15 protein-coding genes are annotated in these 23,728 nt (G+C 62.2%); 14 read left to right on the forward strand and 1 reads right to left on the reverse strand.

Features of this window, described 5'->3' with window-relative positions:
• Positions 1-263 precede the first annotated feature (263 nt).
• The 14 genes from ACHQ4I_RS42035 to ACHQ4I_RS42100 all read left to right on the forward strand — a co-directional run bounded on the left by ACHQ4I_RS42035 (position 264) and on the right by ACHQ4I_RS42100 (position 22,476).
• Complete coding sequence (locus ACHQ4I_RS42035) at positions 264-1,661, forward strand: SNIPE associated domain-containing protein (protein WP_420777520.1); 1,398 nt, start codon at positions 264-266, stop codon at positions 1,659-1,661.
• Positions 1,662-1,742: 81 nt separating this feature from the next.
• Positions 1,743-2,111 carry an effector-associated constant component EACC1 gene (locus tag ACHQ4I_RS42040; RefSeq protein ID WP_420777521.1) on the forward strand — a complete coding sequence of 123 codons (369 nt, stop codon included), beginning with the start codon at positions 1,743-1,745 and terminating at the stop codon, positions 2,109-2,111.
• On the forward strand, positions 2,108-3,430 hold the full coding sequence (locus ACHQ4I_RS42045) for a caspase, EACC1-associated type (protein WP_420777522.1): 1,323 nt from the start codon (positions 2,108-2,110) through the stop codon (positions 3,428-3,430). Before ACHQ4I_RS42040 ends, ACHQ4I_RS42045 begins: the two co-directional genes overlap by 4 nt.
• Before the next feature lie 170 nt (positions 3,431-3,600).
• On the forward strand, positions 3,601-5,103 hold the full coding sequence (locus ACHQ4I_RS42050; protein ID WP_420777523.1) for a DUF3375 domain-containing protein: 1,503 nt from the start codon (positions 3,601-3,603) through the stop codon (positions 5,101-5,103).
• 8 nt (positions 5,104-5,111) lie between these two features.
• Positions 5,112-5,804: a DUF4194 domain-containing protein gene (locus ACHQ4I_RS42055; RefSeq protein ID WP_420777524.1), complete on the forward strand. Its 693-nt coding sequence runs from the start codon at positions 5,112-5,114 to the stop codon at positions 5,802-5,804.
• Positions 5,801-9,157 (forward strand): ATP-binding protein, encoded by a 3,357-nt coding sequence (locus ACHQ4I_RS42060; RefSeq protein WP_420777525.1) that lies wholly within the window; start codon positions 5,801-5,803, stop codon positions 9,155-9,157. The genes ACHQ4I_RS42055 and ACHQ4I_RS42060 overlap by 4 nt, the downstream gene beginning before the upstream one ends.
• A complete protein-coding gene (locus ACHQ4I_RS42065; protein ID WP_420777526.1) occupies positions 9,154-10,359 on the forward strand; it encodes a Wadjet anti-phage system protein JetD domain-containing protein in 1,206 nt (401 codons plus the stop codon). The genes ACHQ4I_RS42060 and ACHQ4I_RS42065 overlap by 4 nt, the downstream gene beginning before the upstream one ends.
• A gap of 474 nt (positions 10,360-10,833) precedes the next feature.
• Positions 10,834-12,348, forward strand: a complete 1,515-nt coding sequence (locus ACHQ4I_RS42070) for an NACHT domain-containing protein (RefSeq protein WP_420777527.1) — start codon at positions 10,834-10,836, stop codon at positions 12,346-12,348.
• 54 nt (positions 12,349-12,402) lie between these two features.
• A complete protein-coding gene (locus ACHQ4I_RS42075) occupies positions 12,403-13,773 on the forward strand; it encodes a Uma2 family endonuclease (protein WP_420777528.1) in 1,371 nt (456 codons plus the stop codon).
• A gap of 851 nt (positions 13,774-14,624) precedes the next feature.
• Positions 14,625-15,665, forward strand: a complete 1,041-nt coding sequence (locus tag ACHQ4I_RS42080; RefSeq protein WP_420777529.1) for a site-specific integrase — start codon at positions 14,625-14,627, stop codon at positions 15,663-15,665.
• 150 nt (positions 15,666-15,815) lie between these two features.
• On the forward strand, positions 15,816-18,089 hold the full coding sequence (locus ACHQ4I_RS42085; RefSeq protein WP_420777530.1) for a P-loop NTPase fold protein: 2,274 nt from the start codon (positions 15,816-15,818) through the stop codon (positions 18,087-18,089).
• Between the two features lie 435 nt (positions 18,090-18,524).
• A protein-coding gene (locus ACHQ4I_RS42090) for an IS5 family transposase (protein WP_420777741.1) occupies positions 18,525-19,354 on the forward strand; the annotation gives its coding sequence in 2 pieces (ribosomal slippage) (positions 18,525-18,999 and positions 18,999-19,354; 831 coding nt in all).
• Positions 19,355-20,161: 807 nt separating this feature from the next.
• On the forward strand, positions 20,162-21,346 hold the full coding sequence (locus tag ACHQ4I_RS42095) for an MFS transporter (protein WP_420777531.1): 1,185 nt from the start codon (positions 20,162-20,164) through the stop codon (positions 21,344-21,346).
• Complete coding sequence (locus tag ACHQ4I_RS42100; protein WP_420777532.1) at positions 21,343-22,476, forward strand: hypothetical protein; 1,134 nt, start codon at positions 21,343-21,345, stop codon at positions 22,474-22,476. Before ACHQ4I_RS42095 ends, ACHQ4I_RS42100 begins: the two co-directional genes overlap by 4 nt.
• A 7-nt stretch (positions 22,477-22,483) precedes the next feature.
• Here the strand turns inward: ACHQ4I_RS42100 and ACHQ4I_RS42105 are convergent, their stop codons facing one another.
• Entirely contained in the window at positions 22,484-23,683 is a 1,200-nt protein-coding gene (locus tag ACHQ4I_RS42105; protein WP_420777533.1) for an acyl-CoA dehydrogenase family protein, read from the reverse strand.
• Positions 23,684-23,728 lie beyond the last annotated feature (45 nt).

Below are 23,728 nucleotides of genomic sequence, written 5' to 3' on the forward strand. Positions count from 1 at the left end.
TCAATAGGACCGGTCACCGAATCGGACCCGTGTGGGCGATCATCAGCCCCGTGGCGGTCCCGAGACGTGATGGCTCACCGCTGTCCATGGGTGACGGATTTAGCAAACGACTGAGACCGCCGCCAGGTGTTCTCGCCGGGTTCTGTCGACGGTGAAGACCGTAGTGGCCAATCGCCGGTAGCCCCGGAGTCAATCGCGCGTTCGCCCTCCAGTGGCCGGTTCTTCCTGGCATCCTCGAAATAGCTACTGCGACAAGGGGGATCATGACTTCCGCGCCACCGAGCTGGTATCCCGACCCTCAGAACGAGGGCTTTCTGAGGTATTGGAACGGCACCGAATGGACTGGCGACCGTGCACCCGCCTCTGCGGTGGACGTCACCGACCAGACCCAGCAGGGCGTCGGGCAGGCCGCGAAGGTCCCGCTGTTCGGCGCCCGTGCGCACGCGAAGAAGCAGTCGCAGGAGCTGGCCGACGCGCTCGCCGAAAACCAAAAGCTACGAGCACAATTGGCGAGTACCGGGGGACTCGAGATCGCCGAACTACAGCAGCTGCGCAACCAGTACGCAGCACAGGTCACCGAGCAGCAGGCTCTGCTGGACAGCCTGCGCACGCAGGTGATCAACACTCGAGAAGAGTCGGTACTTCAGGAGATCGGCATCTACGAATACCGCCACCCTCTGTCCGACTCGGTCGCCTACCGCGACAAGCTCAAGCACCTACAAGGTGAGATCAAGGACATGGCACGCCGCGACGGCGGCGCGATCGAGGCCTTGAAAACGTGGGTGGTCGAGGGGTCGGTCACCGATGGCCGCAAGATGATCCGCGAATACTCGAAGCTGATGCTGCGTGCCTACAACGCCGAGGCCGACAATCTCGTCCGAAGTCTCAAGCCCTACAAGCTATCTAGCGCGCTGGAACGCCTCGACAAGATCGCTTTCACGCTTGAGCGGTTCGGCAAAACCATGCAGTTGCGCGTTGCCCCGCGGTATCACCAGTTCCGTCGTCTCGAACTGGAGATGACCGCCGATCATCTCGAGATGCTCGCACGCCAGAAAGAATACGAACGCGAACAGCGCGACCGGCTCCGCGAGGAGCGAAGAGCACATGAAGAGCTCGCCCGCGAGCGAGCAAGACTCGAAAAACAGCAACAGCAATACCGCGGCGCCCTCACCGCGCTCGAGGCCGCAGGCAACGTGGACACCTCTGATGCGGACGACCTGCGGGAGAAGCTGGCGGAGTTGGAGCGTGCGATCACCACGGTCAAGAACCGGGCCGACAATATTCGCGCCGGCTACGTGTACGTCATCTCCAATATCGGGGCGTTCGGCGAAGGCGTGGTCATGATCGGTTTGACACGCCGGTTCGATCCTTGGGATCGGATCCGTGAACTGGGCAACACGTCGGTGCCGTTTCGATACGACGTACACGCCATGTTTTTCGACGACGACGCGGTCGGAATCGAAGAGGAGATGCACCGCCGGCTGGCGCACAAGCGCGTCAACCGGGTCAACAACCGCCGCGAGTTCTTCTACGCCACTCCTGCAGAGGTACGCGAACACCTGCGGACACTGACAGGACGGCTCGTAGAGTTCGACGAGCTGGCCGAGGCGGTGGAATACCGACAAAGCCTCGCCGCGGCCCGCGACCTGGACCCGAAATGATTGCGCAACAACATATTTGACAAAGCCCGATCTGATCGGTTCCCCATACTCGGTGAGCCGGGGCACGGGAGGATGAATGACATGCCGGAACCTCAGGGACATTTGACAATCCGCACCGATGGCAGCGATGACGAGCTCTTCCAGCTTCTCGAGTGGTTCAACGATGACGACGAGCTACGTGGTCGAGTGAGCTTGCCCTCGAACAAGATTCGCCCCGGCCAGATGGGCGACCTCTACGACGTGCTCGTCGTGGCTGTCGGTGCGGGCGGAATCGCCCCCGCACTGGCCCGGTCGCTAACCACATGGTTCACCGTCCGACGATCCGACATCACCATCACCCTCAAACGCGACGATCACACCGAGATCACCGTCGACGCCAAACGCATCAAAACACCGGAGATCGCTCAGGCATTGCAGGGGATGCTCGAACGACCGGTCAGCCCACAGTGACCCCAGCGCCGAACCGGAGCGGCTGGCGCGCCACCCTGATCGGGGTGAGCCGGTACACCCATCCCGAGCTTCCCGACATTCCAGCTGCCGCCAACAACATCGCAGACCTCGCCCAACTCCTAACCGCACCCACCGGCGGCGCACTTGCCGACAACCACTGCACCGTCCTGCTCAACCCAGACCAGAGCACGCAGGTCGGAGCAGCGGTCAATTGCGCCGCGAAGGAAGCGCACGACGTCCTGTTGCTGTACTACACCGGACACGGCGTGCTGGACCGAGGCGGGCGACTGCACTTGGCGCTGTCCGGCAGCGACCCTGACCAAATCACATGGAGCTCAATACCATTTGACAGACTGCGCGAGGAACTCGCCGCGAGCCGCGCACACGCACGCATCCTGATCTTGGACTGCTGCTTCTCCGGACGAGCGTTCGAAGCCATGAGCTCGCCATCGACCCTCGTCGAGGGCCAAATCGACATCCACGGCACCTACACCATCACTTCGTCCGCCAAAAACGAACCCTCGCTTGCGCCAGAAGGACACCGCCACACCGCCTTCACCGCAGCGCTACTCAGCGCCGCCGCCAAGGCCGACCTCACTCTTGACCAGCTCTACCTGCGCGTCGACCAGATCCTGCACCGGAATGGTCAACCCCGGCCCCATAGACGAAGTGTCAACATCGCCGGCGAACTGCGCCTGTTCACCCCACCCGACCTCCGACAAATATCCGGTGCCGATGCACCGTTCGTGCCGACTATCGACCCACTCGCGAGCCCCGACGGCGACACCGAGACCCTTTTCGAAAGTGGCCAACTGTCTGCCGACCAAGGTGACCTCCCCCAGGCGGAGACCTCGTGGCGCCGCGCCGCCTCCCAAGGACACACCGGCGCGATGAATAACCTCGCCAACCTGCTGTGTACGCAGAGGCAATTCCGAGAAGCACACCTCTGGTATCGGGAGGCCGCCGAGCGGGGCAACGTCGAGGCCATGGGAAACCTGGCGAACCTATTGCACGAGGCACAACAACACGGCGACGCCGAACGCTGGTGGCGCCGAGCCGCAGAGGCCGGCAACACCGACGCCATGCACAACCTCGCCATCAACCTCGACAAATCCCTGCACTTCGACGACGCCATCACCTGGTACCGGCGAGCCGCCGAAGCCGGCCACACCGACGCCATGCACAACCTTGCGATCCGACTCCGCTACCGCGGACAACTTTCCGAGGCCACCACCTGGTGGCACCGCGCTGGGCACAAGCGCGCCCAACGCGCCGACGAAAGGCCGCGCCGACCGGTTCCACGAAAGGAATCGCGGTGAGGCCACAGAAGAAGGTCGATGTCATCCTGCCCGTCTTGGGCAGTCGCAAGTGCTTTGGAAGCTGAAGCAACAGACAATACCAAGGGCAGTACCATGTTTCGCGCTCCATCATGTCGGTAGGGCTCTCTACCATGGGCTGCACTGCTTCATTCAGGGGTGGAGGTCCGGCGATGAGTGACATCAGCGGCGAACTCGCACGGGTTCGAAAGGCGTTCGACAAGCCGACGTTGAAGCTTCTCGGCAAGACATGGGCTCCGGTCGTGCTCGCCACCTTCACATCCACCTTCACGCGCGATGACCACACCGTGCCCGCTGAACGTTTCCACGCCCGGGTCGACACCCTGTTGAACGAACTGCGCGCAAACGGTGTCGAGGTGCCGGACAAGACGGCAAAGGAGCTCTGCCGCAGCTGGGTTCGTGATCAGTGGCTGGTCCTGGCACCGGGCGAAGATGCCGCAGAGGAGTACTCGCTGACGTCCCATACCCAGGAGGCCATCGACTACGTGACCCGATCGGCTGGGGGTGTGTCCACGCTGAGTCAGTCGCGCATCCTGTCTATTCTGGAGGCCGCTCGCCGCTGTGCACTGGATGCCAATCCCGACCGAGAGGCACATCTGGCACGGTTGAACGCTGATATCGAGCGCCTTACCGCGGAGCGCGACCGGATCAGCGCGGGCGGACCGATCGAGCACGTGCCCGATGAACGGGTTCTTGAGGGGTACATCAATCTTCGTGATCTGATCGACCGCCTTCCCGCGGATTTTCTGAGGGTGTCCGAAGCCGTCAAGGCGATGCACCGCGAAATCCTCAGCGAGTTCCGTAAAGAAGGCCGACGAACCGGCGAGGTACTGGACCGCTATCTCGATCGTTCGAGAGATTTGATGTCGGAGTCCGCGGAAGGACGAGCCTTCACCGGCGCCGTCGAACTCTTGCGGGACGAGGCTCTGCTCAAGCAGCTCCGCGACGACCTGACGACAATCCTGGACCACCCTTTCTCCCAAGCCCTGACACCTGTTGAGGCACAAGAGTTTCGGAGCACGGTAGCCGCCATCCGCCGCGGGCTGCGGGTGGTGCTCGATCAGCGGCGGCGGGTGTCGAGCACACTGCAGACACATATCACCCGCCATCAGTCGCTGCGTGATCGAGAACTCGACGACGCACTGCGCAGGGCGAAGTCCGCGATGGCGACCTGGATCGAGACCGCTGGCCCGCGCGCCAAGATACCGATCGAACTCGGACTTCCCGCCGTGGATATCGGACATCTCCGACTACGCCTCTACAACCCGGCGGACCACGCCCCTCCCCCACCGTTACAACAGTCCAATCCGGTTGGTCTCAAGACTGTCTCGCTGGACGAGCTGCGACAGCAAGGCGGTCCCAGCTTGACAGCTCTACGCGCGCATGTCTGTCACGCCTTGGCCAGTGCAGAGTCGGTTACCGCCGCCGAGGTCTTCAGTCACGGCGATCCCGAACTACGCAGGCCGGTCGAGATCCTTGGGTTGCTCCACATCGCCGCTGGCCTCGGCAAGCCTGCGCAGGAGGGTGAGCAGCGCTTTGACGCCATCCGTCCAGATGGATCAACGCAATCCTTCACAGCCCCACGGATCGACTTTCATCGGGACGACATTTCCTCGCTGGTCCAGGAGGACGACACCGAGAGACCGTCGCAATGACGGCCTCGATGGATCCTGATGACGAGAACGCCGACACGATCTGGGACGACGAATCGGATGAGGATTCGGGTACCGCAGGTCCCTACTTCGACGGTGACAGCGGCCAATTGCCCCTTGAGGTTCGACAAGCTCTGGTCGTGCTGCTGAAGAAGCGTTACGTATCGGCCGAGGCACAGCCGCAGACATGGCGAACGCTGATCGAGAACGAGGCGCTCCTGCGCTCACGCATGAACGACCTCTTTCTGCACCTCGTCGTCGACCGAGACTACGAGATCGCGTACAAGCGCCAGGCTCAGCCGGAGGCCAACGGTCGAAAATTCCCGACAGTCCTGCACGACCAGGCATACGGGAAAGAGGAAACCCTGCTGCTGCTTCATCTTCGACACCTGCGACGCTCCATTATGAGCGCCGGAGCCGAGGAGGTTTTCGTCGATCACGAGGATCTGCTCGGCGAAGTGTCGAACTATCGACCTGCCAACTCCACCAACAAAGTTCGCGATGAACGGGCGACCGAGAATGCGATCGCAAACCTGATCAGCGCCCACGTCCTCGAGCGGACCGCCGATGGAGATCGGTACCGAATCTCACCGGTTGTGGAGGTCATTATGCCGGTTAGCAAAATCGAAGAGCTCTACCAATGGCTTCTCGCGGGGCAGGGAACCTCCGGCGTGGATTCCGATTTCGAGGTAACCGAGCAGTGAGTACGTTGTTCGTCGCGGATGCGGGTGTCGCCCACCGCCAATGGACCGCAAAGACACTGCAGATGGTGAACTGGGGCGGATTCGAAGGCCATCACAGCATCGATCTCTCCGCACCGGCTACGCTGATCAGCGGGTCGAGCGGTGCTGGCAAGTCCACCCTTATGGACGCCTACATCGCGCTGATGATGGACAGCACGGTCCCGTTCAACGGCGCCTCGAACAACAACGTCACCGGACGGGCTCGCGGCAACGAACAGCGAAATGTGCTGTCCTACATGCGCGGAAAGATCGATACCAGCCGTGAGGCAGGCACCGGCGGACTGCAGGACCACGTCCTGCGTGGTCGCGGCAGCAGCACATGGTCAGCGGTCTCGATGACATGGAGCGCCAGTAATGGTGATTGCTTCACCGCGCTACGTATCTACTTCGCGTCAGCGAGCGCATCGACTTATCAGGACCTCGGAAAGCACTGGGCGACCATCGATAGAGCGTTCGACCTGCGCGGGCTCGAACCGTATGCCGCAGAACAATTTCCCGAGCGAAAGATCAATTCGGCGATCCCGAAGCTGAAGTTCCACACCGGTTACGGATATTTCGCATCGACTCTGTTCACCAAACTCGGGATCGGCGCCCACGGCGATGGGGCGAAGGCGATGAAGCTGTTGGCCCGTATCCAGGCCGGCAAACAAGTCACCACAGTGGACAGTTTGTACAAGGAGATGGTCCTCGAGGAGCCCCAAACATTCTCCGCCGCCGACCAGGCTGTCGACCATTTCAACGACCTCGACAAGTCCTACGATGCAATGAGAAACGTCGAGGAGCAGGTCAAAGTGCTGGCCGAGATCCAGGAGACGCACAGCACGTTGGTCGAGGCCAGGTCCGCCGCCGCGCTGATCGACAGCACCAGGCTAGACGAACTCACCGCGGACACGCCGTTCACGGTCTGGGCTCGGCGTCGCGAGTTCGAACTGATCTCCGCAGAGATGACAGCGAATCGCTCCTCCTACGAGGCCGGTGAGACAGCAGTTGGAGAAGCACGACGCATAGAGAAGCAGACCAGCGACAGGCTGGAGGATATTCGCAACCAGATTCGGGCCAACGGTGGCGACGCTCTGGACTCACTCGAGCAGAAGATCGGCGCTCGTTCTACCGATCTGGTCACGGCTCGGAGGGCGCGGCGGCAGTTTGAAGTCCGCACGAAGGTCCTCGGTGCGACACTCGGCACACGAGATGATCACGATCGCCAACGGCAAGAGAGCGAACGGTTTCTGGCCGACTACGAGTCGAATAGCCGAACCCTCGAGACCCAACGTGATGCGGTGGTGGAGTCAGCGGTCCCGTTGAAAGCGCAGATGGAGAGCCTGACCGCCGAGCTGAAATCTATGCAGAACCGGGACAGTCTCGTCCCGATGGCCTTGCACAATCAGCGGGTGCAGCTTGCCGATGCTCTGCGGGTCGATTGGCAGGACCTTCCATTCGTCGCTGAACTGCTCGATATGGCGCCGGGATTCGACGCCTGGCGCAGTGCCGCCGAGCTGGCGCTCGGCGGCTTCGCCCTCACCGTGCTCGTCGATGAACACCGACGCAGCCATCTGCGGCGCGCCATGAACGCGATGAAATTCCCTCGCCGCCTACGCCATGAAGGTATCGACCTGCACCGGCCACTTCCGGCGGTACGAGGTACGCACACGCTGATCGGCCGCTTCGTCACCAAGGACACGCCGTTCACCGGCTGGCTGCTGGAACGCCTGCTCGACCGATTCGACTACACCTGTGTCGACGACGTGGCCGATCTGGACAACGTGGACCACGGCTTGACCATTGTCGGCCAGACGAAAGACGGTCGCCGGGGGGCGCACGGCGGGATGAAAGACCCGATCCTGGGCTTCTCCAACACCAAACGGCGTCAAGAGCTCGCCGAGGATATCACCGATATCGAGCGGAAGCTCCGGACCATAGCGGCGAACATCGGCGGATACGACGATCGACGTCGCGACTTGCTCGACCGCCGCGACGCACACAAATGCATCACCGAAACCTCCTGGGAGACAATCGATACCCAGACGATCGAGGATGAGATCGCCGAGCTGACAGAGGCGCGCGATCGGCTTCTCGCCAGCAACGATATCCTCGGCCAGTTGAAAGCCGAAGAAGCAGGTCTTGAACCCGAACTCGACGGTGCCCAACGTGATCGATATCTGGCCGAAGACCATCTCAAGAAGCTTGACAATAAGTACGCCGACCTCAAGACACGTGAAAAGACCGTCCTCGACCACCTGGACCGGATGGGTACCGACCTCGGCCCGAACCTGACCGACGAACAGTGCGCACTATTGGATGGCGAATACTCCAAAACGGCATCTCCGTCGAACCTGTCCGCGTTTGACTCTGCCTGTAGTTCGGTCCGCCGCACCCTGCGACTCAGCCGAGAGCAAGCCAGTAACGAATTCACCAACGCCGAAAAGAGACTCACCAGCACATTCGAGCATTTCCAGGCACGCTGGCCGCGTCCCAACCTCGGAGTTGCGATCGACTCTTACGACGGATATCGCGAGATCCTCGCCGAACTTCTTGCCGAAGGCATACATCAACGCCGCGCCAAGTTCAGCCGCGAGATCAGCGAATGGTCCGGACAGGACTTGCTGCGTCTGCACGGAGCCTTCGAGGAAGCGATCGAAGAGATCGAATCCAGGCTCATTCCCGTGAACGACATTCTCTCGCGATTGCCCTTCGGCCCACGCCACGACCGCCTACACATCAATCTTCGCAGAGTCGAAAGCAAGGACATCACCCAGTTCCGGCGCGACCTCAAGACACTCGCCTCCGGTTCCACGGCACTGCTCAGCGACGACCAGATCGAACCGCACTTCAAACGACTTCGCCGCTTCATCGACAAGATCCGCAAGTCCGACAGGCAATCTCAGCGCGACTACTTCATCGATGTGCGCCGCCATGTCTATGTCGACGCCGAGCGACGCGACACGGAAGGCAAGCACCTCGGCGTCTACACCAGCCTCGGCGGCAAATCCGGCGGCGAAACCCAAGAGCTGGTGGCATTCATCGTCGGTGCGGCTCTCCGCTACCAACTGGGGGACGCCACATCTACCCGACCGCGGTATGCGCCGGTTTTCCTCGACGAAGGCTTCATCAAATCCGATGCCGAGTTCGCGGGCCGCGCCGTCTCCGCTTGGCAAGGCCTCGGATTCCAGCTGATCATCGGGGCACCCCTCGACAAGGTCACCGCTATCGAGCCGTACATGGACCAACTACTGCAGATTCTGAAGAACTCGACAACTAACCACTCTCACGTCGCAGCGGTAACACCGGTCCCAGATCCGGCGGTGGTTTCGTGAAAACTCTTGACCAGGTTCTAGGGCAGATTGAGGCCCGCCTCGAAAAGCATTGGCACACAGACATCAGCGCCAATGACGAGTCACACTGGCCGTACGACCTCGTCCTCGGGAAGCCGACCGTGGAGTCTCTGACCCGCCGCTTCGCGGACATACAGCGTTGGGCTCTCGAATGGCGCGATTGGGCCCAAAACCACCAACTCGACCTGCGCCTGCAGAACCGCTCGGTGCACGGAACCAGCCAGCCGTTACCGTCGCACATCACCGTCCCAGACATCGATACCGCAGCAAGACTTGTCGGAGGCCGCTGGCCACGGCTGCTAGCGATCGCGAGGTTCCGGACGACAACACTCACCACACGGTTTCCAGACGTCGACGCCTGCACCATCCTGCGAGAACTCCAACTGCTCGACGATACGAACTTCGAACTCCTCTGCCGCGCAGCCGAGTGGTTCAGCATCAATGACGCAACCGGGTTGACGCCCCGACAAGTGCCCCTCGAGGGTCTCCACGGAAAATGGTTGAACAACCACCACTCCCTTATCCGCAAACTCTGCGGAAAGGACGATCTCGGCCTCGTCTCACGCCCCACCCGCGTCCACCTGACCTACCTCGACCCTGCACACCTCCGGGCAGGCCACCGCAAACACGACAGCATCACCCTGGGCGACACCGCCACACCGCAGTACAGCCCCGATGTCGTAATAGTCCTCGAAAACAAAGACACCGCAGTGTATTTCCCAGAAACCCACCGCGGCATGGCCATCGAGGGAGAAGGCTTCAAGGGCCCAACAACACTCACCCGACTGGAGTGGCTCACCGCCTGCCCCCACATCTACTACTGGGGTGACATCGACGCAGCCGGGTACGAGATAGTCCATAGATTCCGCGCCGCGGGCCTCGATGTCGAGACGCTCCTGATGGACGAGACCACCTACGACACCTACGCGCGGCACGGCAGCTACGTCGACGAGCGGGGCCGCCCGATCCCCTGCGCCAAACGCAAACCCCTCCCGCACCTCACCGATATCGAGCGATCCGTGTACGACCGCATCACCGAACCGAATTGGAGTGGACCTCGACGGATCGAGCAAGAACGAATACCCCTTCGAATCGCGCACACCACCTTGCGCAATGCGATCGCAAGGCAGCAAGGCGTTCAGCCCAACGACAGCCTCCAGCGATCCGCGGATGCGGAAGGCTGACGAGCATTTGCGAAATTCCTACTTGCTCAGTCGATTCGACACCTTCGATTGATACGGCAGCGGGTTGCTGCTGATGTGCCGACACAGATCGAACAGGTGTCGGAAGACATTCCATGCCCAGCGCACCGAGCCGTAGAACTGGCATCGGCACGGCCGCGACCGCACTGTCGGCTTCGGCACGCACGGGCCGGAAAGCAGATCGCCCAGTGCGGCAACAACATTCGAATGAACCTAGCGGCGCTAGCTTAACGGTTAGCGGGCGGACAGAAGGACACCGGTCTACAGTCGCCACGGACACCTGATCCGAGTCGGGGCGGATGTGTCAGACCTGGATCGTCATGTTCAACAATCGATCACCCGAGCTAGGACCCGTCTACCATGAATCCAAGGCGTGCTGCGTCGTTGGTTAGTGTCCAACGCCGAGCTGATCTGGGGGTTGGTGTGTTGCAGCTAGATGCAAGCAGACGGCTTTGGATGACTCGTATCTCGTCAGTGGTACTGACATCCGGTGCAGCTACGACGCTGACCGTGGCAGCTGCGGGCAAGTTCAACCTGATCTGGTCAATCGTCTGGATCATTCCGGCAGCGCTGGCGTTCGTGAGTCTGGACTGGCTGTCGCGAAAGCCGATTCCCAGCCCACATGCGATGGAGGAATCGGTCAAACGGTTGCGACACCAGTACGAGTCATACGTCGAGCACCACGCCGCCGAAGTCCAGGGCATCGGGCCACCAGTCGCTGTCGGTCCAGTGCCGACAACACTGCAACGCCAGATCGACCTCGATACGGCACTGGCTACTGCTGAAACCATGGCCGACCGCCTGTTCTTCGCCCGCTTCTTCGAGAGCGCGGGACGCTTCACCTTCCTGTTGGGGGAGCCAGGATCAGGCAAGAGCGTCCTACTGTTCCGGCTCGCCGCACGGATGGCCAAGGACCATCTCGAGGGCAGCACCACCAGTGTTCCGCTGGTCTTTCAACTACGAGACTGGACCTCTGACTATCCGATGCGGCGGTGGATCAGCGAGCAGGCGTGCTACCGATATGCGATCTCCCCCAGCGTGACTCGACACTGGCTCGACCGAGGGAGTTCGGTGCTGTTTCTCGACGGGTTCGACGAAGTCGCTGTAGGTCAGCGCGGAAACCTGATCAGCGAGCTCAACAGCTGGTCGCGCTCGGCCGGCGGCACACAGCTTGTAGTGTCATGTCGCTCCTCTCAACCCGACTTGCCGCATGTCATCTCGAATCTGCACGTTGACCAACTCGCTGTGCTGCGCCCATTCCCTCAACAGCAAGCGGTGGACTATCTCGAGGCCGCACTCGATCGCTTGAAGCACCAGAGCGGCGGGGCGCTTGCCCGCAGCGAGCACCTCGATCGGCTAGATAGGTTGCTTCGTGGACTAATCACCGACGAAAGCGCTGTTCGGCTACCGCTCATGCTCGGCTTGATGGCTGCCTCCGAATCGGAGATCAACAGAGGATCTGAAGACCACCGGCCGAGCGAGCCGCTCGCGATCATGAATGTCGACCCGGCCGAACCAGTCTTCACCCTCGGTAACGACCTCTTCGCCATGGGCGACTACGACGCTGCGCGAGGCGCCTACCTCGCGGCCAGCCGCATCCCTGGCTCCCACAAACGCGCATTGGCAACGCTCCTTTACGGAGTCTGCGAAGCCGTAGTAGGCAACGAGATCGAGGCACGTCGCGCAATGCACGAATCTATTGCCGCGCGACTTGAAGAATCGATCACCCAAAGCGATGTCAACAATCGTGTCCGCGTCGTCGATATGGACGAACGCGAAGTACTGCACGTCATGCTGCGCGGGGTTAGCTACAACCTCAGCCAAGTGTGCAGCCGATCGGGACTTCCGCCGAGCCGTGCTGATGCCGCACTTCGTTCTCTACGAAACATCGGCGCTATCGAAACGCCCTCGGACGACTGGAACAACATCCGCTTCCGCCGCAGCGAAACCTTCGCGGCCGAAACAGGATAGGGCAACGCCGACGTGCACATCCCCGCATGGGCCACAACAGCAATCATCGCAGCCGTGGCCTCGCTGTCGTTGATGTCCCTGGGAAACGACAAAGCTCTGCGCTGGAAGGCCTGGCGCCCCATCGCCTACGTCGTCGGCCTCGACGCGATCGGCGGCATTATCGTCCTGGCGAGCTACAACCTCATCCACCAAGCGAGCAGTGACCAGGCCAGCGACGTCACCGAAATGACGCCGAGCGCTTGGCCGATGATTATCAGCGGCATCGCAGCTCCGGCGTTGTTGCGAGCTCAAACACCCCGAACTCAAGCGTCAAGCTCCTGGCGAGGTCTAGTCGGCGGCCGACGGCTGTTCGGACCGGTGCGCAAATACCAACAGAAAGCCGAACGCGAGATCGAAGATATCTGCACTGGCGAAGAGACCACGTGGCTACGCGACGAGATCATCAGCGTGATCGGACTCAGTGTGGTCGAAGTCGGCGACTGGACTGAACAGTACCTCACCAGGACACGAGCTTTTCCCGAGAAGGCCCGCAAGCGAAAAGAGCGAATCGGGCAAATCCGAGGCATCGTCAACGACCAACAGTCATCCGACGACATTCGCAAAATGACCATCGCGACAGTCCTTCTCGACCAAGAAGGCCACCGCGCCGTACGGCAGCTATTTCGCTACGGACGCCAACACGCACCAGCCCAGATCTTCAAACGACGTAGCCGGATCGGCCGATACCTGCACTTCGCACGCACTCCAACCAAGGGACCAGAACACCGACTGCGCGGGGACCTCTGCCTTCCAGACGGGTTCCAAATCGACCTCCTCGACGGGCGAGTACGGGTATGCCACCCCGACAGAACAGTCGACGACGCCTTGCGCGACCTCGCGGGACATCTACGTCGTGAACTCGGAGCGCACGCCAAAGTCGAAGGCATCTACCACGGATGGATCGTCATTCGCCCGGCATACCGGCGAGGCAGAAAGAACTCCCTGTCCCAAGCCGTGGAGCGCTTCGCTAAACACCTCCGTGAATGCGAAGCAATCGGCCACGTCCTCGTCCAGCCCGACGGCACCGTCCTCGACAAAGAGAAAGGACTCTTCGCTGTCGCAGGACTCGTCGCCTCGCCAACCACCGCTCCACGCGACGGCAACGGCTACTGCGGAGATGCATTCTGCGGCACCGGTATCTGGCTCGCCGCGGATGTCGGATATGACTCCGACATCGATGACGGACGCGCCTACAAGAAACACTTCCATGCGACCGCCAACGTCCCCCTGTACCTCTTACTCGACATGCAGAAGCGCCAAGTCACCCTCCATGCCAACCCCAGCGATGGAACCTACCAACACACGGAGACCGTCGAGTTCGGGCAAATCATTCAGCTCCCGGCACCACTCAACATCAAACTCCACACCAGCATCTTCGAGACGTGACCGCTAATCGACCGCTGCTTCTTTGAAGCCGAAACGTACTCCAGCCGAGTACTGGACCTTCCGCCGACACGGACAACGGCCGACCAGTACGCGATGCAGCTGTTGGCCTGTTCCCAATAAATGAGACCAGGTGGTCGCCTCATCGGGAACCGGCCAGCTATGCCACCTGCTTTTCCACGCGCACTTCACACCGACCTCGGCCAGCTGGCTCAAACTCGTCGGGTCAACACGGAAATCAGCTTGAACAACCCCGCTGGCCGACAAGAAACCGCTGGTCACAAGAACCCGCTGGTCGTCGCGACATCGACGCGGGCAGCGTTTCGAACACCTGTCAATCCGCGCGTGAACTGTTGAATATGCGGTCGGTTTACGGAGTGAACAGTCGTCCGCATCCATACCTCGAGCTGCTGGCCAGCGTGAGGCCGATCCTAGGCGGTGACCATGACGACCGCGACTCAAAGGCCGTGCCTCGAGCTGCCGCTCCCCCGAGTCGATAGCGTCCCGGGACCGACGACGCCCCTTGTTCACATGGCGGTGTCCACCATGGATAGTTTCGGACGCCTCGCTGAACGTTCATCGCTCCGGTATCTCGGGTGGAATTCCGGGCAACGTGTCGGTGTCACGATCGTCAACGCCGTCCTCGTAGTTTCCGGCAGCGCGAATGCGCCGGACGCGATCAGCGACCGCGGCTATCTACGCCTTCCCGCCCAGGTTCGGCACTGCGCCCGGATCGAACCAAGCGACCGCCTACTCCTTGCCGCGATACGGGAATTCGGCATGCTCGCGATATTCCCTCCTGCTGCAGCGAGCGCTGCGCTGTGGGCGTTCGACCCGACCGTGTGGACGCAGCCATGACCGCTGGCGAGATCGAAGCGGCCAGGCTGCTGCTCGCCCGGCTCGGACTGCGCCCGCAGGACCTGCTCCTCGGCTCCGCCGAGGAGCACCGGCCGGTACCGACCTTCGCTGAATACATCGACCGGCTTCAAAGTGCTGTTCCCCCAGGCACTTTACGCACCTACAGCCCCTATTGGCGGCGCATCGCGGCTATGTGGGGTCCACGTCCGATCACCGAGCCGTCGCCGATGGAAATCAGGGAGCTGATCGAGCAGGCCAAGCAGCAGGCCGTCGTGCGCCGTAACACACGTGGGGGACGTTCGGCCGCCGAGCATATGGTTGGGGCGCTTCGAGCCTTGTACCGGCAGGCGCACGCCGACGGCCACATCACCAATACGGCCAACCCCGCCGATCACATCATCAAACCCCGGCGCCTGCCGAGCAACCGCCGGGCGCTTCCGGATCATCTACTCGCCGACATCAACCGCGTCGCCGCCACCACCGGCAACGACCCCGGCCTCGACACCCTGATCCTGCGACTACACATCGAAACCGCCTGCCGCCGCGGTGGCGCCCTCGCGCTACGCCCATGCGACCTCGACCCCGAGCAATGCCTCGTGCAACTCCGGGAGAAGGGCGGTGTGGTTCGCTGGCAACCGGTCTCCCCCGCCCTGATGCGTGCCCTGCAGGCGCATCGTCAACGTGGCGCCCACAACGACGAGCAACTGCTCCGGTACCGCAACGGACAACCCATCACCGGCCGCCGCTACGACTACCTCTGGAAACGGATCGGCAAGCACCTGCCGTGGGTCGCAACCCAGCAAGTCACCGCACACTGGCTGCGCTACACCACCCTCACCTGGGTCGACCGTCACCGCGGCTACGCAGTGGCCCGCGCGTTCGCAGGACACACCGACACCGCCGGAAACATCGGCGCCACCTTCACCTACGTGAGAGCGTCGCTTCACGAAGTGGCCGAAGCACTTTCGGCGATGACCGGCGAAACACACCCGCTGGCAACCGGATTCGAGGTATACCCGCAGCAGCGCGCCGCCTGAACACGCACACCCCTGCCGAACTCGGGACGATGACTACAATCTTGGTGCCGGACGTGACGATTGGCTGTCGGACGACTGCTAGACATTCTGGAGACCGTTTACGACCAGCAGTTAGGTTCTAACCAGGCAACTAGGTTCTGAGGAAGAAACATGGCGGGCGGAGAATTCGGTCGCGAACTGCGTAGACGCCGACTTGACAGCGGGCTGAGTCTTGGTGAATTGGCAATTCTTGTGCACTATAGCAGGGGGCACTTAAGCAGGGTTGAGACTGGCCATACAGTGCCGACCACATCGCTAGTGCGCGCGTGCGATACGGCTCTGAACGCTAACGGTGAACTGCTCGCGCTCGATCCACGGGCATCGAATGAAGTCGTCGACGACAGCGAAGCTGTGAGTAAAGCTCTGGCGCTCAGGATTCCGTCGATTGCCGACGATGACACGGTAGGTCCAGATCGCCTCGGGATCGCAGCAGATGCCCGGGCGCTTGCCGCGCTCATGGCATCGAGGCAGTTGGTTCCCCCGCTTGCTGTTGCCGTGTACGGTGAGTGGGGCAGCGGCAAGACGTTCTTCATGCGACAGATCGAAGCCAATATCGACCGACTTGTCGTCGGGGACTCTGCAGGAACAAACTTCGAGCCCGCTGTGCGGCACATACGGTTCTCTGCGTGGCACTATGCGCAGGGGAATCTCTGGGCAAGTCTGCTCAAACACATCTTCACGAGCCTCTGCCCCCCAGACTCGACATCGGAGCAGATGTTCGCTGCGGCAACGGCCAAGATCGCCGCCATTCAAGAAGTTGTTGATTCTGCTGATATCCGCGTGGACGCCAGCCAGCAGCGAGTCAACGATGTCGACGACGAGATCAAGCACGCGCGAGCACGTCACGCGGCCAAGATCGATTCTCTAAAATCCGTTCGGCTCCAGGATATCTGGTCTGGCGTAGTCGCGGATCAAGATGTGCGCAACGAATTCGAACGGGCCAGGGAAGAGCTTGGAATTCCGGCCGCGACCGACAGCGCCCACGAACTCCTAACAGCTGCTCGTGAGGTCATATCGCTAGGGTCGCGAACTAGGATCTTGGCCACGGCGGGCAAGCACTGGTACTCATCGCCGTTAGCCGGCGCATACCTGATTGGCGCCCTCGGACTCATCTTGACTGTGATCCTCGCCAAGTGGGCTCCACAGGTGACGAGCGGCATTGGCCCGTTCGTCGCGACTTTCGCGACTGTAGGGTCAAGCGCCGCTGCCTGGATCGGGCGGCAGTCGCAACTGGCAAGGAGATTGCTGGAGCCAGCCGAACGTCTCCAGGCCCAGATAGAGCAGCGGCTGGGGGAGGAACGTGCAAAGCAAGCCGCCGAGGCCGAGAAGCTGACTGCGGAAGCTAAAGAAGCCCAAGCCGAACTGACAACGGCGCTCGCGCAGCGCGCGAATGCGCTTGACGAGTTGGATGCGGCTCATCGTGCTCTCAGCGAGCTGACTCCGGCTCAACTCTTGCAGCGGTACCTCGCAGATCGAGTGGCAAGTGGCGAGTACGACAAGCATCTCGGCGTGGTGGGCGTCGTGCACCGGGATCTACTCAATCTCAGTGCACATTTGCGCGCGACTGCCTCGGATCCCGCAGTTACAACCAAGCGGATCGTGCTGTATATCGATGATCTTGACCGTTGCTCGCCTGTAACGGTGGTTCAGGTTCTGGAAGCAATTCACTTGCTGTTGGCGCTGCCGCTTTTTGTGGTTGTCCTCGGTGTCGATAGGAGGATTGTCAACCAATCTGTGGCAACAGTTCACTCGGACCTGCTTGCCACAGATAGCCGTTCAGCCACTCCATCTGAATACCTAGAGAAGATCTTCCAACTGACTTTTACACTGCCAGCGATGAATGCATCGGGATGTCAAGCCATCCTGCGGGAGGTCGCCAGCAGAAGCCGAACTTCGATATCGACGGCCGCGGACAACGTAGGTGCGACGGAAGGCGACGGCGAGCAGACTTCGGTGCCCAAGTCATCATCGTCAGACAGGGAGCTTGCGGAGTCCCTTATTTTGCACGACGCTGACCTCGCTACCCTAGATGTGGTCGCACCCCTGGTTGCAGTGACCCCACGACGTGCCAAGCGGTTCCTGAATGTCTTTATCGTTGTCCGGGCACGGCTCGCCGCAGAGTCTCAAGACATCGCGGCATTAGCTGTGCTCGTTGCCGCATTAGTTGGTGCGCCTCGCACTTTGGGACACGCATTGCGGCAGCTTGATGCCGCAGACACTGCGGATCTGACGTTCGGGGTTTGGGCGCGTGATGTGCTGTCAGCGACAGCCGAGGAAACCGAAACAAGTAGGATTGCGGATTTTCTCGACTCTGACGCCACGCTCCTTGATCTTCCTTTGCCCGCTGTCCTCGCACACATGCCTCTTGTAGCGCCGTACACGTAGCAGCAGTCCCTATCAGCACATCTACGTGACAGTAGACATCACAGTACGTGCCTAGCATGCCTACCGAGATGGTAGTTGCCTCTCCACACAGTCGAATTCTGATACGGATTCGATGCGGTCCTGATCCGGACAGAGAATCGCATCAAATTTGATCGGTACCGATTGAAAGTGGCTGTACCAGCGGTCTTCTGTGGCAGGAGTCAACACAAAATACAAAGCAAGGAAAGCCCGGTAGGGGACGGGGAGACCACAACGTCAACGCAGACAACGGTGTGGATGTGCTTGTGCGCGTCGATCCGATGACCATCATTGCTGCGTGTCAGCCCTTTCAGTTGGGGTGTGGGACGGACCGGTCGGAAGGCACTCCCTTAGACCGTGTCTCACGTCGTTGTAATTCACTCGATGTGTGCCGTAACCGGTTGTGCCGCATGATGTCTGGTCGTAGTCGATGATCTGTCGCAATGTCTGGTCCCGGATGGGCTGTGGGTGCTGGTCGAGCCTTTGTTGCCGAAGTTCGAGGCTCGCCGGCAGGGTGGTGGCACCGCCCCGGTCGATGAGCGGGCCGTGTTCACCGCGGTGGTGTTCGTGCTGACCAGCGGTTGTGCATGGCGGATGTTGGCGCCATTGTTCAGGGGCACTGTCCCGACGGCGCATCGCCGATTCACCGTCTGGACAGAGGCCGGTCTATGGCGGCGATTACACCGCGCGGTGCTCAACGAGCTGGGTAGTCAGGGCTTGATCGACTGGTCGCGGGCGGTGATCGACGCGGCGTCGGTGCGAGCAAAAAAAAGGGGCGATATGACCGGCCCGAGCCCGTTCGATCGAGGCAAGTCCGGTTCGAAGATCCACATGCTGTCCGACCGCGTGGGATTGCCTCTGGCCGTGGGTATTTCCGTAGCCAATACCAATACGCCCACGCGCTGCGCCCGCTCGTGCGGGTGATCCCGGCAGTGCGGTCGCGGCGCGGGCCACGCCGACGCCGACCGGCAAAGCTGCACGCCGACAAGGCATACGACTACACCGAGCTGCGCCGATGGATCCGCGATCGGGGCATCAGCGTCCGGATCGCCCGCAAGGGCATCGAATCCAGCGACCGCCTCGGCCTTCACCGATGGGTCATCGAACGAACAATCTCCTACCATACCGGCTACCACCGGCTCAAAATCCGCTACGACCGCAAGGCCACGCACTTCCTGGGCTTCCTCACCCTCGCCGCAGCATTGACCGGCTACAAGAAACTCGCGCAGGCGAAATCAGCGACATGAGACACGGTCTAAATCTCGAATTGACGAACAAAATCGAAAGAGCCCCTCCGGCAGTCGGTTACAGCGCATAAAAACTCCACCTATCCACTTGATCACAACACGAGGGCTACCTAATATTCGATGTTATCGAACACACGAAAACAGCAAATTTGCCTGATTGATGTGTGAGAGTCCCCTCTCGCGCACCACTCGAGCACGGATTTGTGTCACGCGTGACACCGTGTTCGAACACCCTCTGAGACGACGTTCCCGCTCACTCGATCCCCGAGGCGTGGCGCAGATAAGACAGCAACGCCGCTCGCCGCACGCGCTTGTGTCACCGATGACACCGCGAGGTGTTCGAGTGAATTTTCCTCGCTTCTCTAACACGCGGTCGTCGTCACAACTGAGACGGTCGCGTCCATGAGCGATCCCTCGCAAACCCCGCTGGCACAAACGTGTTCGAGTGGCATGGCGCCTCGTCCTCTCACACGCCATCTACGGCACATCTGAGCCAGGCGAGTGCTCGAGCGCTTCCTCTAACACGCGTCATCGACGCTGCTTAGACGGTCGAGTTCAGATGCTGCCTCATCCCGACCACTCTCATGCCTCCCCCATACCTGTTCGACGCACCCGGAGGGCGAACAAGTCCAGTCGCAGCGAACGGTCGTGTCGCCCGGTAGACAGCGATCGGCAGCGACGCCCCCAATACGCTTCGCGGCGTGGCTGTACCACGGCTTTGAGAATTTTCGCCGGGAACCCGGACTGCCTCTTGCCCGACTACGTGTTCGGTCGCTGAATGGCGGCGTGGTTGGGAGGAGATCGGTAGTGCAGACACATCCGGAAGGCCGGGCGGATCGGGTGGTGTCGGTGGCGGGGGTGCTGACCGCGGCCATGGGTTTTTCGATGCTGCAACTGTTTGTGGTGGGAGCGCTCGGGCCGCGGATCGTGCCGGATCTCGGGTTGTCTCCGGCGATGTTGGGGTTCACGACGACGGTGGGGTTCGGGACCGCCGCGCTGCTGTCACCGCTGGCGGGGCGGGTGGTCGATGTCATGGGCCCGCGGCGATGTTTGGTCGCTTTGCTGGGGCTGGTCGCGCTCGCGCTCGGGCTGATCGCCGCCGCGCCCGGGTATCTGGTGCTGCTGGTGGCGGTCGGGTTGGGTGGGTTACCGCAGGCATTGGCGAATCCGGCTACGAACAAGGCGATTTTGGCGGTCATCCCGGTTGGGCGGCGGGCCGCTGTGACGGGTACCAAACAGTCCGGCGTGCAATTGGGAGCGATCGCGGCGGGTCTGCCGTTGGCGGCGTTGGCGGCTGCCGCTGGTTGGCGGGTGTCGGTGTTGGTGGCGGCCGGTTCGGCTGTGTTGGTCACGGCTTGGGTGTGGTGGACGTTGCCGACCGATCCACCACGACACGAGCCGGATATCGGTTCTGCCGCAACGGGTTCGGCCAAGTCGAGTGTCGTGCGTTGGCTTGCGGTGTATTCGCTGTTCCTGGGTGCGGGCATGGCCTCGATCAATACCTATCTCGCACTGTTCGGTGAGCGGCGGCTCGGGCTCAGTGCGGCAACGGCGGGGACGCTGGTCGCGGTGCTGGGTGTGGCTGGTATCGCGGGCCGGATCGGGTGGGCGCGGGTAGCGAAGCAGCCGAGGATGGCGGTGGTGTTGCCTGCGGGATTGGCGGTCGGGTCGGCGGGCGCTGCCGGGCTGATGGCCGCGGCACCGTTGGTGGATGGGCTGGTTTGGGTCGCGGTCGTCGCGGTGGGGACGTTCGGGATGGCGGGTAACGCGGTGTCCATGGTGCTGGTGATCCAGCGGGCGGCACCCGGTCGCGGCGGGCGGGACTCGGCATTGGTGTCGGCGGGGTTCTTTGCCGGATTCGCTGTGGGGCCACCGCTTTTCGGTGCTGTAGTGCCTTGGATTGGTTACAGCAGTAGTTGGTTGTTGGTGGCCGCGGAGTTCATGACCGGCGCGGGTGTCGCTGCAGCGTGGGCGTTGCGGGACCGGGCATGAGCGAGCGAGACACCGAGGTCGCGCAGGAGCCGAACGGTGCCGAATCCGCAGGCCCGGGCCTCGGAAGCGATCCGAAGCTTCGCCACATCGGGGAAGGCGCGGGAATAAGCGAGTGGGCTGAGGTGGCCTTGAATTCGGTGTTGAACCGTGCCGAGAAGATCCGAGGGTTAGTGGGTGAGCGGTTCCCGTTGTATGCCGAGCGCGGAAGCGGTGAGTGGGTGTCTACGTCGCGGGGTTCCTGGACCGGTGGTTTCTGGGCGGGTCTGCTGTGGCTGCGGGCGCTGTACACCGGATCGGCCGATGACCGTTCGGCCGCCGCGCAGGTGACCGCGCGTCTGGCGGAGTGGGTCGGCGCGGATACCGCGACGCGCGGATTGATCTTCTGGTACGGAACAGCGTTGGCGGGCAACGCCCTAGGCGACGAAGCCGCTGCCGAGCTTGGCACGGAGGCCGCATGGGCTTGTCTGGACGACTTCGATAACGAACTCGGTGTGCTGCCATGGGGTTCGGCCTTCGGCGGCCCGCGATTGCTGGCCCGCGTCGATGGCGTGGCGGGCACGGTGCCATTGCTGGCCACAGTATCGGGAATGGCAACGGCTAGAGCACATCTGGATACTCACCTCACCCGGTGGCGTGCCGAACCGGTGTGCACCCCGGCGTGGGCATGGGCCGACGGCGGTTGGGTTGCATGTCGGCAGCCGCGTCCGGGGTGGAGCCGAGGACGGGCCTGGCTGCTGCTGGCGCTGGCGGATGCGAGCTGGCATATCGATACCAGCTACCTGGACACTGCCGAGGAATTGGTCGATGACACGGCACCGCTGATTCCGGCCGCCGAGCTGGCACCGGACGCGCCACCGGACACCTCCGCAGCCGCCGTAGAAGCGGTCGCGCTGCTCAAACTCGCTGCCGTACACCATGTTCCAGAGCGAGCCGAGCGCCTGGAAGGCAGGGCGATCGGGATTCTCGAGCGGTTAGCGACTCGGCATCTGAGCGGCACTGGCATGCTGCTGGACGGGTGCTATGACCTGGATCGCAAGCTGGCCACCGCGCACGAACTCATTTGGGGCGACTACTTTTTCGCACTCGCGCTGGCAATACATACCGGTCTGGTCGCTCCGTTCGATACCTGAGGCCGCATCAGCGCAGCACCCGCCGCGCGACAGTCTCGATATGCAGCTCATCTGGCCCATCGAGGACGCGTGCCATCCGGCCCGTGCGCAGCAACCGAGGTAGCGCGGTATCCGGCCCCAGCCCGGCCGCGCCGTAAACCTGGATCGCGGCATCGGCGACCTGTTGCAGTGTTCGGGCCGCCGCGACCTTCGCCAGACCGGCCTCAACCCGAGCATCATGGCCAGCGCTGATCAGTGTGGCCGCTTTGTGCACCAGCGGCCGAGTGCTGCGGATGGCCAGCAGCGACTCGAAGACATGCTGTTGCACCAGTTGCCGGTCGGCCAACGGCCCGCGCGACTGGGTGCGGCTGCGGGCCCGAGCACACATCAGCGCATACGCGCGCTCGGCCTGTCCGAGCCAACGCAGACACCGCAGTGTGCGGCCGAGTTGCAACCGCTCGCCCGCAATGGCCAATGCCCGCCCGGGGTCGCCGATCACGTGGTCGGCAGGTACCCGGACCCGGTCCAGTTCGATCTCCCATTGCCCGCCGACGCCCAGCACCGGTAACTCGCGCACGACCCGGAATCCGGGCGCATCGGTCGGTACGAGCAGCAACGTAAGCCCGTCGCGGCTGGGTGCCTCGCCGTGGGTGCGGGCCAGCACGGTGATCACATCGGCATCGGCGCCGCCGCTGACGAACCACTTGTGGCCGGTCAGTGTCCATGAGCCATCCGATGCCGCGGTGGCGCGGGTGGCCGTCATGGCCGGATCGGTGCCCGGTGTGTCGGGTTCGGTCATCGCGTAGGCGGCGCGCAGCTCACCGGAGACCAGACCCTTCAGGTAGCTCTCGCGAACATGGTGGCTGGCATGGCGTTGCAGCATCGACACATCCAGCAGCGAGGCCGAGCCGAGGATGGCGGGCCCGTGGTCGCTGACGCCCTCTGCTTCGGCCAGGCACACGTAGTCGGCGAACGGAAGTCCTTGCCCGCCATATTCGACCGGCAACGGCAATGCCCACAATCCCGCCGCTCGAGCCTTCGCCCGCAACTCCGCGGATTCGACGGCCGCCATCGGCCCGCCAGCGTCGAGCACCTCTTCCCGCGGCACCACTTTTTCCGCGACGAAAGCTGCCACGCGCGCCCGCAATTCCGCGATATCCACATCCGGCTCGAGCGGCCTCGATGCGGCACTGGCCGGAACCGCACTGTGGGATGTGAACGGCGTCATGACTTCTCCTCCACGCTGACTGGGAACCCGGGTGCCCGACGGTCC

This window comes from Nocardia nepalensis (genome assembly GCF_048910785.1).
Taxonomy (GTDB): domain Bacteria; phylum Actinomycetota; class Actinomycetes; order Mycobacteriales; family Mycobacteriaceae; genus Nocardia; species Nocardia nepalensis.

What these genes read in the sequence shown, in the direction of transcription:
- ACHQ4I_RS42035 (WP_420777520.1), top strand. Translation starts at nt 264, where the DNA reads ATGACTTCCGCGCCACCGAGCTGGTATCCCGACCCTCAGAACGAGGGC.
- ACHQ4I_RS42040 (WP_420777521.1), top strand. Translation starts at nt 1,743, where the DNA reads ATGCCGGAACCTCAGGGACATTTGACAATCCGCACCGATGGCAGCGAT.
- ACHQ4I_RS42050 (WP_420777523.1), top strand. Translation starts at nt 3,601, where the DNA reads ATGAGTGACATCAGCGGCGAACTCGCACGGGTTCGAAAGGCGTTCGAC.
- ACHQ4I_RS42055 (WP_420777524.1), top strand. Translation starts at nt 5,112, where the DNA reads ATGGATCCTGATGACGAGAACGCCGACACGATCTGGGACGACGAATCG.
- ACHQ4I_RS42070 (WP_420777527.1), top strand. Translation starts at nt 10,834, where the DNA reads ATGACTCGTATCTCGTCAGTGGTACTGACATCCGGTGCAGCTACGACG.
- ACHQ4I_RS42080 (WP_420777529.1), top strand. Translation starts at nt 14,625, where the DNA reads ATGACCGCTGGCGAGATCGAAGCGGCCAGGCTGCTGCTCGCCCGGCTC.
- ACHQ4I_RS42085 (WP_420777530.1), top strand. Translation starts at nt 15,816, where the DNA reads ATGGCGGGCGGAGAATTCGGTCGCGAACTGCGTAGACGCCGACTTGAC.
- ACHQ4I_RS42100 (WP_420777532.1), top strand. Translation starts at nt 21,343, where the DNA reads ATGAGCGAGCGAGACACCGAGGTCGCGCAGGAGCCGAACGGTGCCGAA.
- ACHQ4I_RS42105 (WP_420777533.1), bottom strand. Translation starts at nt 23,683, where the DNA reads ATGACGCCGTTCACATCCCACAGTGCGGTTCCGGCCAGTGCCGCATCG.